At 73.0% G+C, this 13,641-nt stretch carries 15 protein-coding genes; 10 read left to right on the forward strand and 5 right to left on the reverse strand.

Annotation, left to right across the window (positions count from 1 at the left end; genetic code table 11):
* Positions 1 to 57 precede the first annotated feature (57 nt).
* Together ACFY5B_RS24930 and ACFY5B_RS24935 are read right to left on the reverse strand one after the other, a co-directional pair.
* Positions 58 to 1,023, reverse strand: a complete 966-nt coding sequence (locus ACFY5B_RS24930) for an NAD-dependent epimerase/dehydratase family protein (RefSeq protein WP_389972654.1) — start codon at positions 1,021 to 1,023, stop codon at positions 58 to 60.
* Between the two features lie 204 nt (positions 1,024 to 1,227).
* Positions 1,228 to 1,755: a hypothetical protein gene (locus ACFY5B_RS24935; RefSeq protein WP_389972656.1), complete on the reverse strand. Its 528-nt coding sequence runs from the start codon at positions 1,753 to 1,755 to the stop codon at positions 1,228 to 1,230.
* Between the two features lie 463 nt (positions 1,756 to 2,218).
* On the opposite strand from ACFY5B_RS24935, the gene ACFY5B_RS24940 reads away from it, so the two are divergent.
* Both ACFY5B_RS24940 and ACFY5B_RS24945 read left to right on the forward strand, forming a co-directional pair.
* The gene (locus ACFY5B_RS24940) at positions 2,219 to 2,851 is read left to right on the forward strand and encodes a hypothetical protein (RefSeq protein WP_389972775.1); all 633 of its coding nucleotides are present in this window, start codon (positions 2,219 to 2,221) and stop codon (positions 2,849 to 2,851) included.
* Positions 2,848 to 3,381, forward strand: coding sequence for a hypothetical protein (locus ACFY5B_RS24945; protein ID WP_389972658.1), 534 nt, complete (start codon positions 2,848 to 2,850; stop codon positions 3,379 to 3,381). Before ACFY5B_RS24940 ends, ACFY5B_RS24945 begins: the two co-directional genes overlap by 4 nt.
* A 15-nt stretch (positions 3,382 to 3,396) precedes the next feature.
* Here ACFY5B_RS24945 and ACFY5B_RS24950 read toward each other — a convergent pair whose 3' ends face one another.
* Complete coding sequence (locus ACFY5B_RS24950; protein ID WP_389972660.1) at positions 3,397 to 3,720, reverse strand: hypothetical protein; 324 nt, start codon at positions 3,718 to 3,720, stop codon at positions 3,397 to 3,399.
* Between the two features lie 233 nt (positions 3,721 to 3,953).
* Here ACFY5B_RS24950 and ACFY5B_RS24955 point away from each other — a divergent pair, with 233 nt between their 5' ends.
* Positions 3,954 to 4,808: a fructosamine kinase family protein gene (locus ACFY5B_RS24955; RefSeq protein WP_389972662.1), complete on the forward strand. Its 855-nt coding sequence runs from the start codon at positions 3,954 to 3,956 to the stop codon at positions 4,806 to 4,808.
* 15 nt (positions 4,809 to 4,823) lie between these two features.
* Here the strand turns inward: ACFY5B_RS24955 and ACFY5B_RS24960 are convergent, their stop codons facing one another.
* A complete protein-coding gene (locus tag ACFY5B_RS24960) occupies positions 4,824 to 6,482 on the reverse strand; it encodes a catalase (protein WP_389972664.1) in 1,659 nt (552 codons plus the stop codon).
* 226 nt (positions 6,483 to 6,708) lie between these two features.
* Between ACFY5B_RS24960 and ACFY5B_RS24965 the strand changes: the two genes are divergently transcribed.
* The gene (locus ACFY5B_RS24965; protein ID WP_389972666.1) at positions 6,709 to 7,365 is read left to right on the forward strand and encodes a hypothetical protein; all 657 of its coding nucleotides are present in this window, start codon (positions 6,709 to 6,711) and stop codon (positions 7,363 to 7,365) included.
* 13 nt (positions 7,366 to 7,378) lie between these two features.
* Here the strand turns inward: ACFY5B_RS24965 and ACFY5B_RS24970 are convergent, their stop codons facing one another.
* Entirely contained in the window at positions 7,379 to 7,615 is a 237-nt protein-coding gene (locus ACFY5B_RS24970) for a hypothetical protein (RefSeq protein WP_031139576.1), read from the reverse strand.
* Positions 7,616 to 7,945: 330 nt separating this feature from the next.
* Here ACFY5B_RS24970 and ACFY5B_RS24975 point away from each other — a divergent pair, with 330 nt between their 5' ends.
* Genes ACFY5B_RS24975 through ACFY5B_RS25000 form a run of 6 tightly spaced genes read left to right on the forward strand, consistent with a single transcriptional unit; the run spans position 7,946 to position 13,534 of the window.
* Complete coding sequence (locus ACFY5B_RS24975) at positions 7,946 to 9,700, forward strand: ATP-binding protein (protein WP_389972668.1); 1,755 nt, start codon at positions 7,946 to 7,948, stop codon at positions 9,698 to 9,700.
* Positions 9,697 to 10,119: a roadblock/LC7 domain-containing protein gene (locus tag ACFY5B_RS24980; RefSeq protein WP_344459551.1), complete on the forward strand. Its 423-nt coding sequence runs from the start codon at positions 9,697 to 9,699 to the stop codon at positions 10,117 to 10,119. The genes ACFY5B_RS24975 and ACFY5B_RS24980 overlap by 4 nt, the downstream gene beginning before the upstream one ends.
* A complete protein-coding gene (locus ACFY5B_RS24985) occupies positions 10,116 to 10,478 on the forward strand; it encodes a DUF742 domain-containing protein (RefSeq protein ID WP_184565291.1) in 363 nt (120 codons plus the stop codon). The genes ACFY5B_RS24980 and ACFY5B_RS24985 overlap by 4 nt, the downstream gene beginning before the upstream one ends.
* On the forward strand, positions 10,450 to 11,076 hold the full coding sequence (locus tag ACFY5B_RS24990) for an ATP/GTP-binding protein (RefSeq protein ID WP_389972670.1): 627 nt from the start codon (positions 10,450 to 10,452) through the stop codon (positions 11,074 to 11,076). Before ACFY5B_RS24985 ends, ACFY5B_RS24990 begins: the two co-directional genes overlap by 29 nt.
* Positions 11,073 to 12,311: a cytochrome P450 gene (locus tag ACFY5B_RS24995; RefSeq protein ID WP_389972672.1), complete on the forward strand. Its 1,239-nt coding sequence runs from the start codon at positions 11,073 to 11,075 to the stop codon at positions 12,309 to 12,311. Before ACFY5B_RS24990 ends, ACFY5B_RS24995 begins: the two co-directional genes overlap by 4 nt.
* Positions 12,308 to 13,534, forward strand: coding sequence for a cytochrome P450 (locus tag ACFY5B_RS25000; RefSeq protein ID WP_389972674.1), 1,227 nt, complete (start codon positions 12,308 to 12,310; stop codon positions 13,532 to 13,534). Before ACFY5B_RS24995 ends, ACFY5B_RS25000 begins: the two co-directional genes overlap by 4 nt.
* Positions 13,535 to 13,641: the final 107 nt, after the last annotated feature.

Below are 13,641 nucleotides of genomic sequence, written 5' to 3' on the forward strand. Positions count from 1 at the left end.
GGCCTTTCGGCGGTCGGGAGACACCCGGACGCGGCGGTGCGGGGTGCCCGGGCGGATTCACTCCTCGGTGCCGGCCTCGCGGAACCAGGCGATCGTGCGCCGCAGCCCCTCCTCGGCCCGCACCTGCGGTTCCCAGCCGAGCTTGTCGCGGGCCAGCGTGATGTCCGGGCAGCGCACGGCCGGGTCGTCCACGGGGCGTTCGATGTAGCGGATGTCGGAGGACGACTCGGCGAGTTCGACGATCAGACGGGCCAGGTCGAGCATGGTGATCTCGGTCGGGTTGCCGATGTTGACGGGGCCGCGCATGCCGTGGGCGGCGGCGGCGAGGATGCCGCGCACGGTGTCGTCGACGTAGCACAGCGACCGGGTCTGGCGGCCGTCACCGGTCACGGTGAGGGGATCGCCGGCCAGCGCCTGCCGTACGAAGGTCGGCACCGCCCGTCCGTCATGGCCGCGCATGCGAGGGCCGTAGGTGTTGAACAGCCGCACGATGCAGGTGTCGGTGCCCTCGGCCTCGGCGTGGGCGGTGGTCAGCGCCTCGCCGAAGCGTTTGGCCTCGTCGTAGACGCTGCGCGGCCCGACGGGGTTGACGTTGCCCCAGTAGCGCTCGTCCTGGGGGTTCTGCTGGGGATCGCCGTAGACCTCGGAGGTCGAGGCGAGGACGAAGCGGGCGCCGGCGGAGTGCGCGAGCTCCAGGACGTGGCGGGTGCCGAGGCTGCCGGTCTCCAGGGTGTGCAGCGGGAGGCGCAGGTAGTCCGCCGGGGACGCCGGGGAGGCGAAGTGCAGCACGAGGTCCGGCGGCCGTTTGATCCGCAGCCCCTCGGACACGTCGGCCTGGACGAGCGTGAAACCGGGCCGTTCGAGCAGCGGCGATATGTTCTCGGGCCGGCCGGTGCTGAAGTCGTCGACGCAGGTGACGGCCGCGCCCGCGTCCAGGAGGGCGGCGCACAGGTGGGAGCCGACGAACCCGGCGCCGCCGGTGACTACGGCGTGTTCCCAGGTCCGTGAGAGGGCGGTGCTCATGTCGGTCTCTCCTCCGTCGGCGGCGGCGCGCGGCACGACGGTCGCGCTCCGGCCGGCGAGGGGGCCGGAGTGCCGTCGAGCTCACGCCCAGCCTCCGACGACCGTGCGGGCACGGCACGGCCGCGTACGGCAAACCGGTGAGTCACGGAGGGTGAGAGGGGTGACAGGGCGCTGTCCTCGCAGGTCAGCGCCTTGCACCCGGCGTCAGGCGATCAGCGTGCGGCCCGGGTTCAGGCGGTCGAGAAGCTGGTCCTGGTGCAGGCCTGCGACGGGGGCGAGAAGGTCGGGATGGCGCAGCAGGGCCGCGGCGTTCCGGTCGCCGTCGTCGGGGGCGAGGAGCCGGCGGAACTCGGCCGGTGCGCCGGTGCCGCGGCTGCCGTCGGCGAGGGCGGCCACCGCCCGTTCCGCCAGATCCGGGTCGGTGAGCAGACTGGCCGCCCAGCTGGCCACGACCTCGTCCACCCAGGTGCGCCAGGCTTGTGCGTCCACGTCGTCGCCGAGGGCGGCGTCGGCGCCGGTGACCCAGTCGAGCCGCCCGGAGCCGCCGGGGCCGGCCATGCCGAGCAGGGCGGCGTCCATCGCCGTCGGGTACCTGAGCCAGGCCGCGACGGTCACGGCCTGGCGGGCCTGGACCTCGCACAGGGCGGAGGCCAGCGCGCCGCCGGAGGCGGGGAAGGCGCGGGTCAGCCACTGGGCGGTCGCCGCGATGACGGGGGAGAGATCTGCGTGCACTGCCGGGCCGTCCGAAGGAAGGGGGCGGGGATCTGGTGGTAGACGGTAACCGCCGCTTCCTGCCCCCGGACGTGATCGGGACCTCGTCCAGGATGTGGCCTCGGCCACATCGCCCAGGGGGTCGGGGTGTCGTCCTGTGCTTCGTCGCGCCACCGTGTGCGACGCCGGCGCCGCTGCGCTTCGTCGCGCCACCGCGTGCGACGCCACGCCCCTGTGCTTCGTCGCCCCACCGTGTGCGACGCCGCGCCCCTGTGCTTCGTCGCCCCACCGTGTGCGACGCCGGCGCCGCTGCGCTTCGTCGCGCCACCGCGTGCAGCGTCGGTGCCGATGCGCGTCGTCGAGCCGGCGCCGTGCGCAGCGGTGGCGGCCGTTTCGCCGTACCGGCGCCGGGCACCCGGGCCGCGTGTTCTCCCACGGACCCGAACCCGCAGGTCCGGCCCGGCGCGCCGGCGTCCGGTCGCCGGTGCGCTCGCTGCGTTTCGACGGCTGGATCGCGGGGGTCGGCACGGCGTCCGGCGCCCGCGTGGTGCTCGGCCACTGGCCGCGGTCGCCGTTCGGTCCGTTCAGTGACGTGATGGTCGAGGGGGCCGACGGGCACCGGCTGCTGCTGGCACCCACGGGCGAGACGGCGGAGTTCGTCGCCGGCACCTATGTCTTCGACGAGGTACGGGTCGTACCGGTGCGGGTACGCATCACCGACCGTCGGCACTGGGCCGTCACCGCCCCACCGCTCCATCTGGAGTTCAGCACCGGCCGCCGGAACCTGCCGGGCCTGGCGCTGCGGGCGGTCCCGGGGCGCCTCGCCGTCCGCCCGGGCTGGATCGCGCTGTGGGACCGGCCCGCCCGTCTGCTGCTGGGAGCACACACCCACGCCGGTGCCCGGTCCGGACGGCACCAGTGGTACGGCGCCCGGGATCTGCACCCGGTCACCTCGGCCACCGTGATCTGCAAGGGCGAGAGCCTCGGCGCCCTCGCCCCGGTCGAGCCCCCCGTGCGCTTCGGGACCGGCTCGACACCCCGCCCTCCCTGTCTCGTGCGGGTCACCACGACGGTGACCGTGGAGCGGGACCGGAGTACGACAGGAGTCGCGTCATGACGGAACAGCGAGCGGATTCGCCGGGCGCCGAACGTGCCCCGGCCACCGACATGTCCCTGCTGGGCATCTACCTCAACGACCATCTCGCCGGTGCCACCGCCGGGACCGCGCGGGTGCGCTACCTGCTGCGCTCGTGCGGTGGCTCGGCGCTCGCCGACGCGCTGGCCCCGGTGGCCGACGAGATCGCCGACGACCGGACGGCCCTGCTCCACCTCATGCGGCGCCTGGACGTCCCGGTGCGCCGGTACAAGGTCTACGCGGGCCGGGCGGCCGAGCAGGTGGGGCGGCTGAAGAGCAACGGCAGCCTGGTACGGCGTTCTCCGCTGAGCACGCTGTGGGAGCTGGAGGCGCTGGCGCTCGGGGTGGAGGGCAAGCTGGCCGGCTGGGAGACGCTGCGCGATCTGGCCGCCACGGACGAACGCCTCGACCGACGGCAGCTCGACGAGCTCATCGAACGGGCCCGCCGGCAGCACGCCACGCTGGAGGCGTTGCGTCACAGGCAGGTCGAGGTCGCCTTCCGCGGAGCCTGAGCGACCCGGGTCCGCTCACCAGAACCTGCTGCTGAGGGCGGGCTGGTGCGCCAGCTGCACGGCGTCGCGCAGCCGCAGCGCGACGCTGATGGTGGCGCGCAGGGCGGACGGACGGACGGTCTGGGCGGTCTCGGTGGCGAGGACCAGCAGGCAGGCCGCCGCCTGCTCGACGACCGGGACCGGCAGGGTGAAGTCGTTGTCGGCGGCCTCGCGGAACGCCTTCAGCGGGATCGCGGCCCCGTCGACGGCCCGCTGCGCGGCCTGCTCCAGATGCTGAGCGGCTAGTTCGCACACGGGAGCAGGCAGGGCGATGGTGCGCTGGAACGGTGTACTCGTCATGACCGACTGCTCCCCCGGCGACGGCCGATTCTGTCGCCCTGCGGCGTGATTTCACCGTCCCGCGTGACCGGCGCGTGGCGAATGTCCCGGAAGTACGGCATCTCGCCGCACGCACCTGCTGGGACGGTGGGTCCGGCAAGGTGGGCGTCACCGCGTACGTCGATCTCGACGCGACGCGGCCGATTCGGTTGCTCGATGTGGACTGTGGTTCCTGGAGCTGAGAGGGAGTTCGTATGACCGTCCGTTCGGAGGTGGCGGCCCGGCTCACCGGGCGGGCGGTCAGCGGTGAGAGGCAGCTGTCGGGGGACCTCGCCGAAGTCGCTCTCGACGACGGGCGGGTCGTGGTCGTCAAGCGGTCCGACGCGCCGGGGGCGGCCCGGGCCGAGGCGGCGGGGCTGCGGTGGCTGGCCGCTGCCGGGAGTGTGCGGGTGCCGGTGGTGCACGGGCACGAGGACGGCTGGCTGGTCATGGACCGGGTTCCGCGGGGGCGGCCGGACGGTGCGGCTGCGGTGCGGTTCGGGCGGGACCTCGCCGCGCTGCACGCCGCCGGGGCGCCCGCGTTCGGGGCGGCGCCGCCGGACGGTCCGGTGAACGCGTACATCGGGCTCGCGCCGATGCGCAACGAGCCCGGTACCGACTGGCCGCGCTGGTACGCCGGGCAGCGCGTGCTGCCGTATCTGCGGCGAGCCGTCGACCAGGGCACGCTCCGGTCCGGCGAGGCGGCCGTCGTGGAGCGTCTGTGCGAGCGACTGCCGGAGCTGGCCGGGCCCGCCGAGCCGCCCGCGCGGCTGCACGGGGACCTGTGGAGCGGCAACGTGCTCTGGGCGGCCGACGGGCACGTCCGGCTGATCGACCCGGCCGCGCACGGCGGGCACCGGGAGACGGATCTGGCGATGCTGCGGCTGTTCGGCTGCCCTCATCTGGAGCGGGTGCTGGACGGCTACCAGGAGGTCGCGCCGCTCGCCGACGGCTGGATCGGACGTGTCGGCGTGCACCAGCTGTTTCCGCTGCTGGTGCACGCCGTGCTGTTCGGCCGGGGCTACGCGGAACAGGCCCTCACTGCGGCCCGTTCGGCCCTGGCGGGGTGACCCGCCGTCGACTCGTCAGCGGGTCACGACGTGTCGTGCGTCGGGGACGCAGTGGGTCATGGTGAGGCCCTCGACGTCCCGTGGCTGGTTCTTGCCGAGGTCGGCCAGGCGTTCGCGGTCCTCGTCCGTCAGGTCCTGGCCGGCCAGCGGCTGCAGTCCCGCCACGTCCTCCGGGCCGATGCCCAGTCCTTCGCCGACCCGCAGGCCGAGGTCGTTCTCGACCAGCAGGAAGTGCCAGACCATGCGCTCCTGGATCGCCCGGTCGCACTGGGACAGTTGACCGATGAAGTTCTTCACCAGGTCGTCGCGTTCCCACTCCTCCAGCAGCAGGTAGCGCTGACCTGCCTGGAGGTAGTCGTTGGTGCGGGGGATGCGCTTGCGGGTGAGCCGGCCCTGGATCTCGGGCCCCTGCTCGTCATGCGTCGGATAGCGGGCCTCGCGCAGGCCCCCGGTGATGGACGGCTCGTAGTTGACCTGCGGGTTCTCTCCCCCGCCATCCACGTGGTAGGCCATCTGGCCATCGCGCTGGTTGGTGCGCACGTCCGCGTTCCTGGCCTGGTTGACGGGGAGCTGCAGGTAGTTCGGGCCGACCCGGTGGCGCTGGGTGTCGCTGTAGGAGAAGGTCCGGCCGACGAGCATCTTGTCGTCGGAGAAGTCGAGGCCGTCGACGAGGACGCCGGTGCCGAAGGAGATCTGCTCGTTCTCGGCGAAGAAGTCCTGCGGCATGCGGTCCAGCACCATCCGGCCCACCGGCTTCGGCGGGAAGTCCTGCTCCGGCCAGGTCTTGGTGTCGTCCAGGGGGTCGAAGTCGAGCTCCGGGTGGTCGTGGTCGTCCATCATCTGGACGAGCAGTTCCCACTCCGGGTGGTCGCCGCGGGCGACGGCCTCGTAGAGGTCCTTGGTGGCGTGACCGAGCGTGTCGGCCTGGACGTTGGCGGCGTCCTCCTCCGTCATGCTGCGCACGCCCTGCTTGGGCATCCAGTGGTACTTGACGAGCTTGGTGTCGCCGTCGGCGTTGACCCACTTGTAGGTGTTGACGCCGAAGCCCTGCATATGGCGGTAGTCGGCGGGGATGCCGCGCGGGCTGAACAGGTTGACCAGCATGTGCATCGCCTCGGGCGTCTGCGACATGAAGTCGAAGATGCGGCCCGGCTGCTGCTCGAAGGTCACCGGGTCGGGCTTGAGGGCGTGGATGACGTCCGGGAACTTGATGGCGTCGCGGATGAAGAAGACGCCCAGGTTGTTGCCGACCAGGTCCCAGTTGCCGTCCTCGGTGTAGAACTTGACGGCGAAACCACGCGGGTCGCGGGCGGCCTCGGAGGAGTCGCGGCCGCCGATCACCGTGGAGAAGCGGACCGCCACGTCCGTGCGCTTGCCGCGCTCCTGGAACAGCTTGGCCCGGGTGTAGCGGCTGACCGGCTCGTCACCCCAGGTGCCGTAGGCCTCGAAGTGGCCGTAGGCGGTGACGCCGCGGGCGTGCACGACGCGTTCGGGGATGCGTTCCCGGTCGAAGTGGCTGATCTTCTCCAGGAACTGGTAGTTCTCCAGCGTCGCGGGGCCGCGGGCGCCGACGGTGCGCTGGTTCTGGTTGTCGTAGACCGGATGACCCTGGCGGTCGGTGAGTACCTTGCGGTCGTCGCCCGGTGCGGGGCCGGTGCCGGAAACGTCCGTCATATGCGTGGGCTCCTTCGGCTGGTGGCCTGCGGCCGGCCGGGTCGGAGCCACGAGGGGCCGCCCGGCCGGTCCTGGCGGGACGGGCCGGGTACCCGGACGAAGCGGTCACTCACGTGCCACGGGCCCCGTCCGGCGCCTTCGGCGGCGACGGCCGCTGAATCGGGGGCGGTGGCATGGTGGCTGTCGGTATCCGGCACGGACAGCGGGGCCGCGGGAGAGGAGAGGGATGCGGAACGTCTACTGGCTCGGTGGCGGCAGCGGCGCGGGCAAGTCCACGATCGCCCGCCGTCTCGCCGACCGGTACGGCTGGTGTCTCTATGCGACGGACGACGTGATGGCGGATCACGCGCGCCGGACCACCGCCGAGGAGGCGCCCTTCCTGCACGCGTTCATGGCCATGACCCTGGACGAGCGGTGGCTCGACCGGTCCCCCGAGACCATGCTGGAGACGTTCCACTGGTTCCGGGGCGAGGCCTTCGGCCTGATCGTCGAGGATGTCGCGCGACTGCCCCGGGACACGCCTGTGGTCGTGGAGGGGTTCCGGCTGTTGCCGCACCTGGTGAAGCCGCTGCTCACCGGGCCCGGACACGCGGTCTGGCTGCTGCCCACACCGGACTTCCGCCGGCTCGCGTTCGCGAGCCGCGCCACCCCCGAGGGACGTTTCACGCAGCGGACCGGTGATCCCGGGCGGGCGGAGGACAACCTCGCCGTGCGGGACGCCCTGTTCACCGAGCGACTGCGTGAGGAGACCATGCGCCTGGGGCTGCCCTCCCTCACGGTGGACGGCACGATCACGGAGGACGAACTGGCCGACCGGGTCAGCGAGGTCTTCCGGCTCCGGCACGGAGAAGGGCCCGGACCCGCGCGGGATCCGGGCCCTTGAGGGCCGGTGGGCCTCAGCCTCCGTCGAGGCGTGCGCGCAGCAGCCCCTTGCCCAGTTCGGCGCCCTTGCGGCTGTCCGCCTGGGCCTTGCGGAACAGGTCCGCGACCTCGGTGTCCTTGGCGCGCTCGGCGTCCTGGATGTAGCTCTCCAGGCGCAGGGCGTTGTTCAGGCACGCCTCGACGTACCAGATGAGGTTGTAGTCCTTGTCCTGCGTACCGGTCACACCGCCGGTCTCCGATCCACTGCTCATGCGAACCTCCCTCTCACGGAGCGGACCTCTTCAGGCGCCGGACGGGTACCCGCCCTCCGGCCGGGCACACAGCACGCACCCGTCACCCCGAGCGACCACCCCGTCACGGTGGCCGGGCCGGTGGGTCAGACCCGTACGCACCACCAACTCCACCCCTCTGTAAGGCAATTCAGACAGTTGCCCCGCAAGCCCACAGACAGCGATCACTTTCGGAACGAAGTGGCGCTCCACCGTGCGAGACCGGTCGATGACGGTGTGTACTGTGCTGCGGGTGGCTCGCCTGAGCACCTCGGACCCAGCCCTGCCCGACTCCCTCCTGGAATCGACTCGATGATCGAAGTACCGGACCTGGCCGTCGGCGCCCTCGCTCTCGGCACACTGTCCGCGTTCGCCCTCGGCGGCGGGCTGCTGCGCTCACGGCGGCACCTGGCCGCGCAGCGCGCGAAGACGGCCGCGCTGCGGGCTCGACTCGACGGGACGACACGGGCGTTCACCTCCGAGATCGAGCATCTGGCGGCACGGCGGGTGCCCGCCGCGGCCCGGCAGGCGGCACACTCCCACGTCGGCGAGCCCGGCCCGCTGAACCCGCAACTGGCCGGTTCGCCCCTGGGGAGCGCCCTTGAGCAGGTGCTGAAGGGACTGCACACCGAACTGGCCGCCCAGCGCACCCGGATCGACGCTGCGGCGCAGGCCGGGATGCGCGGGGCCACCCGGGAGATCCAGGCGGCGCTGTACCGGTTGCAGGACGCTCTACGGGGATTGCAACAGCGCTACGACGAACCCGAGTTGACGCAGACCCTGTTCGAACTGGACCACGAGAACGAGCAGTCGCTGCGGCGCGCGCAGATAGCCGCGGTGGTGTGCGGGGCCTGGGTGGGGCTCGCCCGGGAGGAGTCCCACGTCGTGGACGCGGTGACGGGCGGTCAGGCCCGGCTCGCGGGTTACCGCCGCGTCCGGGTCAACAACCACCTCGCGGCCGGTACGGCCCTGGTGTCCCACGCCGTGGAGCCGGTCGCCATCATCGTCGCGGAGCTCCTCGACAACGCGCTGCGGCATTCCGCGCCGGACACGGACGTGGTGGTCAACCTCGAGGCGGTACACCACGGGGTCTGCGTCACCGTGGACGACGCCGGTCTGGGCATGACGCAGGACGAGCGGGCCCGGGCCCAGCGGATGGTCGCCGGTTCGGATCCGATCCTGCTGACCGAGCTCGGGGATCCGCCGCGCATGGGGCTCGCGGCCGTCGGCCAGCTGACCCGGCAGTTCGATCTGAGCGTGGACCTGTCCTCCCCGTCGCCGTACGGCGGGGTGCGGGCGGTGCTGCGGGTCGACAGCCATCTGCTGACGCGCATCGACCCGGAGAAGCAGCCCCCGGCGGCCAGTGCGCCGCGTTCGACCCGGCGGGAGGCCGTGCCGGACGCGGGAAGCGGTTCCGGCGCGTCCCGCGGTTCGGTCCCGGGCCCCTCCGGCCCGCACCACACGCTCCGTCCCGGCCGGCCCGCCCCGCAGCACACGTCCCGCCCCGCACCGGTCACCCCGCCCCACGACCCCCGGCCCGCCGTCGTCCCCCCTCCGCACGACCCCCAGCCCGCCCCGGCCGCCGCGTCCGACGGCTTCGAGCCGGACGCCGAGCCCCGCAGGGCCCAACCGCTCCCCACCGGCACCGACAGAGGCACAGACAGAGGCACAGATACAGGCGACGCAGACCTATCCGCAGGCGCCGCAGGCGACGATCACGGCTACGGCACGGAGCAGCACCTGGGCGACGACGGCTCCGCGGTGCCAGGCCACCACGGCCCGCGGGACAGCGGCGTCCTCCCCCAGCGGCGTCGCCGCGGTCGCGCCACGACCTCGGCCGGGCCGGCCGCGGCCGAACCCGTGCCACCGCGCCGCGCACGCCGTCCCGAGGAGTCCGCCGCCGCCCTCGGCGCCCTCCAGTCCGGCACGGCGGCAGCGCGTGCCGCAGGTCGGTCGAACACAGACGCCCTTCCAGCCGTACCTGAGGGTGCCCCGGCAGCGACCACGGCCGACACGGCATCCGAGGACACCGACAGCACCGAACACGAAGGGGGAACGGCTCGATGAGCAGCCGCGCAGCGGGGGACACGGCATGGGTGCTCGAACCGGTCCTGGAGGTGCCGCACGTCGTGGCCGCCGCCCTGCTCACCCGGGACGGACTCGTCACCGGTTACACCGACGCGCTGTCGCGGCCGTCGGCGGAGCGGGTAGCGGCCATCACCAGCACCGTGCAGGGCGCCTGCCGTACCGCGGCGGCGGCGTTCGCCGACACCGACCGGGCGGAGATCCGGCAGGTCGTCATCGAATCGGACCACGGCTATGTGCTGATCGTGCCGACGGACCACGGCACCTGCGTCGCCGCGTACGGCGATCCCGAGGTGCGGCTGGACCTGCTCGCCCACCGGGTGCACTCGCAGGTCGCGCGGCTGGGCGAGAAGGCGATGGCCGCCGGGCCCCGAGGTGCCGACGGCGGCACGCCGGCATGACCGGCCGCCGAGGCGGCCGTCCCCTGGTTCCCGCGTACCTGTCGACCGGCGGGGTGGCGCGGCCCAGCCGTGCGCATCTGGAGCGGCTGTCGGTCCTCACCGGCAGTGGTGAGCCGGCCCCCGCCGAACTGCCCGCCGCCCAGGCGGCCCTGCTGGAGGAGCTGGAGTACGGCTCGCTGACGGTGGTGGAGGCCGCTGCTCTGCTGCGGCTGCCGGTCTCCGCGGTGCTGGTACTGGCCGCCGACCTCCTCGACCGCGACCTGGTGCTGGCCCGTGCGCCGATCCCGCCCGCCCGGCGCTTCGACCCCGACCTGCTGAAGAGAGTGGCCGATGGCCTCCGCGACCTCAAGCACCGTTGACGCCGAGCCGGGGGGTGCGGGCGTCCACCTGCCGGACAGCGCCCAGGACTTGGTGAAGATCCTCGTCACGGGACCGTTCGGGGTGGGCAAGACGACCCTGATCCGCTCCGTCTCCGAGATCCGGCCGCTGCACACGGAGGAGCAGCTCTCGGAGGCGTCCGCACAGGTCGACGATCTCGCCGGGGTCCGGGACAAGTCCACCACCACGGTCGCCATCGACTTCGGCCGGATCAGCCTGCCGGGCGGCATCGTGCTGTACCTGTTCGGCACGCCCGGCCAGGAACGTTTCCGGCCCCTGTGGGACGACGTCGCCTACGGGGCGCTCGGCGCGCTCGTGCTGGTCGACGCCCGCCGGATCGACGCCTCGTTCGACGTGCTGGGGCTGGTGGAGGAGTCGGGCCTGCCCTACGCGGTCGCCTTCAACACCTTCCCGGACGCGCCCCGCCAGCACACGCCCGAGCAGCTGCGCGCCGCCCTGGACCTGGAGCCCACGACTCCCATGGTCACGTGCGACGCGCGGGAGACGGACTCCGCGGTCGACGCCCTGCTCGCGCTGGTACAGCACCTGATCGACCACCACCCCCCGGAGCCCCGGTGACCCACCCCTCCCCCGCCGAGCAGGCCTTCTCCCTCGCGGCGCCCGTCCGCCTCTGGGAGGACGGCTTCGCCCGTGACCCCCACGCCTACTACGCCGCCCTGCGCGCTCACGGCCCGGTCGGCTGGGCGGAACTCGCGCCCGGCGTCCCGGCCTACGTCGTCACCGACCGGCGGGCGGCGCTGGACCTGCTGCACGACACCGAGACGTTCTCGCACGACCCCCGGCCGTGGGAGGCGACCGTCCCCGACGACTCGCCGGTGCTCGGCATGATGCGCTGGCGCCCCAACACCCTGTTCGCCGACGGCGGCGCCCACCTGCGCTACCGCACCTCGCTGATCGACGCCTTCGATCTGGTGGAGCCGCACGATCTGCGGGCCCGGGTGCACCGCGCGGTGCACCTGCTGGTGAGCAGGATCGGGCCGCGGGGCGAGGCCGATCTGGTGGGCGATTTCACCCGGCCGCTGATGGCTCTGGTGTTCAACAGCCTGTTCGGGCTGCCCGACAGCGCCAGCGACCGGCTGGACACCGCCCTGGGCAAACTGATCGAGGGCGGCGCCCAGGCTGCGGAGGGCGAGGCCGAGTTCGGCGGGTACGTGCTGGAGCTGATCGCCGCCAAGGCCCGGCGGCGGGGCGACGATCTGCCGAGCTGGCTGCTGGACCACCCGGCGGGACTGACCCCCGAGGAGGTCACCTGGCAGGTGTTCCTCACCCTCGGGGCAGGGCACGAGCCGACGGCCAACCTGGTGTCCAACGCGCTGTCCAGGATCCTCGGCAACCCGGCCTACTACTCGACGCTGACCAGCGGCGCCCGCCCGGTGACGGACGCGGTGCTGGAGGTCCTGCACCACGAGACGCCGCTCGCCAACTACGGCATCCACTACGCCCGCACACCGGTCACCCTGCACGGCGTGTGGATCCGCGCCGCGGTGCCGGTGGTGATCTCCTACGGCGCGCTCGCCCAGGCCGCCGAGCAGGAGCGCGGCGCGGAGCGTCACCCGTCGGACGCCTCCCACCTGTCCTGGTCGGCGGGCCCGCACGCCTGTCCGGTCAAGCAGCACACCCTGCTCATCGCCACCGAGGCGATCGAACGGCTCACCCAGTGGCTGCCCGACCTCGAACCCGTCCTGCCCCGCGAGCGCCTGACGTGGCGGCCCGGACCGTTCCACCGCTCGCTGACGGCCCTGCCCGTCCGTTTCAGCCCCCGCTCCCCCGATCAGCCAGGAGGACGACCGTGACCGTGACCGACCGCATCGCCCTGGACCCGTTAGGCGCCGACATCGCCGCCGAGAGCGCCCGGCTGCGTGCCCTCGGCCCGATCGTGCCCGTGGAGCTGCCCGGCGGCATTCCGGCCTGGGCGCCGACGCGCTACGACACGCTGAAGGAGCTCATCCTCGACCCGCGGGTCAGCAAGGACCCGCGGCTGCACTGGCGGCTGTGGCCCGAGATCGCCGAAAAACCGTCCTGGGCCTGGATCCTGGGCTGGGTCGGCGTGGTGAACATGCTCTCGACCTACGGACCTGACCACACCCGGCTGCGCAAGCTGGTCGCGCCCAGCTTCACGCACCGGCGGACCGAGGCGATGCGGCCCCGGGTGGAGGCGATCACGGCGGAACTGCTGGCCGCTCTGGAGGGCGCAGACGGCGAGGTCGTCGACGTCAAGGAAGGGTTCGCCCATCCGCTGCCGATGCGGATGATCTGTGAACTCATGGGTGTGCCCGACGAGTTGCGAGAGGACACCGGCCGGCTCATCGCGGCCATCATGGACACCTCCGACCCGAGCCCGGAGCACGCGGCGTCCGTGCAGCGGCAGATCTGGACGGTGCTGCCGGCGCTGATGGCCCACCGGGCCGCGCACCCCGGGGACGACATGACGTCCGAGCTGATCCGGGTCCGGGACGAGGACGGCGACCGGCTGAGCGACGAGGAGCTGCTGTACACGCTGCTGCTGGTGATCGGCGCCGGTTTCGAGACCACCGTGAACCTCATCGGCAACGCGGTGGTCGCCCTGCTCCGCCGTCCCGAGCAGCTGGCGGCCGTCCGGTCCGGGGAGATCGGCTGGGACGCCGTAGTCGACGAGACGCTGCGCGCCCACCCGTCGATCGCGTCGCTGCCGCTGCGGTTCGCCGTCACCGACCTCGCGGTCGGCGATGTGACGATCCCGGCCGGCGACGCCATCATCACGACGTACGCCGCCGCGGGGATGGACCCCGAGCACTACGGGCCGGACGCCGACCGCTTCGACGCCACCCGCGGTGCCGACGACCATCTGGCGTTCGGGATCGGCGTCCACCGCTGCATCGGGGCGCCGCTGGCCCGGCTGGAAGCCCTCACCGCGCTGCCGGCGTTGTTCGACCGGTTCCCCGGTCTGCGCCTGGCCACCGGCGACGACGGGCTGCGGCAGGTGCCGTCGTTCATCGCGTTCGGCTGGCAGAGGATCCCGGTGCGGCTGCGGGACTGACGCGCCGGGGAGGACGCCGCCTCGCCGGGCAGCGCGCGGGAGCGCGACCGGTCCCCCGTTCCGGTCGAGCCCCCGCGGTGAGTTGAATTTACGTCCCTGTCCGAGGC

It is taken from the genome of Streptomyces sp. NPDC013187, from assembly GCF_042899705.1.
Classification (GTDB): domain Bacteria; phylum Actinomycetota; class Actinomycetes; order Streptomycetales; family Streptomycetaceae; genus Streptomyces; species Streptomyces hawaiiensis_A.

Bases quoted from the DNA above. Each gene is read 5' to 3' on its own strand.
- ACFY5B_RS24930 (WP_389972654.1), bottom strand. From the start codon at position 1,023: ATGAGCACCGCCCTCTCACGGACCTGGGAACACGCCGTAGTCACCGGC.
- ACFY5B_RS24945 (WP_389972658.1), top strand. From the start codon at position 2,848: ATGACGGAACAGCGAGCGGATTCGCCGGGCGCCGAACGTGCCCCGGCC.
- ACFY5B_RS24950 (WP_389972660.1), bottom strand. From the start codon at position 3,720: ATGACGAGTACACCGTTCCAGCGCACCATCGCCCTGCCTGCTCCCGTG.
- ACFY5B_RS24955 (WP_389972662.1), top strand. From the start codon at position 3,954: ATGACCGTCCGTTCGGAGGTGGCGGCCCGGCTCACCGGGCGGGCGGTC.
- ACFY5B_RS24960 (WP_389972664.1), bottom strand. From the start codon at position 6,482: ATGACGGACGTTTCCGGCACCGGCCCCGCACCGGGCGACGACCGCAAG.
- ACFY5B_RS24965 (WP_389972666.1), top strand. From the start codon at position 6,709: ATGCGGAACGTCTACTGGCTCGGTGGCGGCAGCGGCGCGGGCAAGTCC.
- ACFY5B_RS24970 (WP_031139576.1), bottom strand. From the start codon at position 7,615: ATGAGCAGTGGATCGGAGACCGGCGGTGTGACCGGTACGCAGGACAAG.
- ACFY5B_RS24975 (WP_389972668.1), top strand. From the start codon at position 7,946: ATGATCGAAGTACCGGACCTGGCCGTCGGCGCCCTCGCTCTCGGCACA.
- ACFY5B_RS24980 (WP_344459551.1), top strand. From the start codon at position 9,697: ATGAGCAGCCGCGCAGCGGGGGACACGGCATGGGTGCTCGAACCGGTC.
- ACFY5B_RS24985 (WP_184565291.1), top strand. From the start codon at position 10,116: ATGACCGGCCGCCGAGGCGGCCGTCCCCTGGTTCCCGCGTACCTGTCG.
- ACFY5B_RS24990 (WP_389972670.1), top strand. From the start codon at position 10,450: ATGGCCTCCGCGACCTCAAGCACCGTTGACGCCGAGCCGGGGGGTGCG.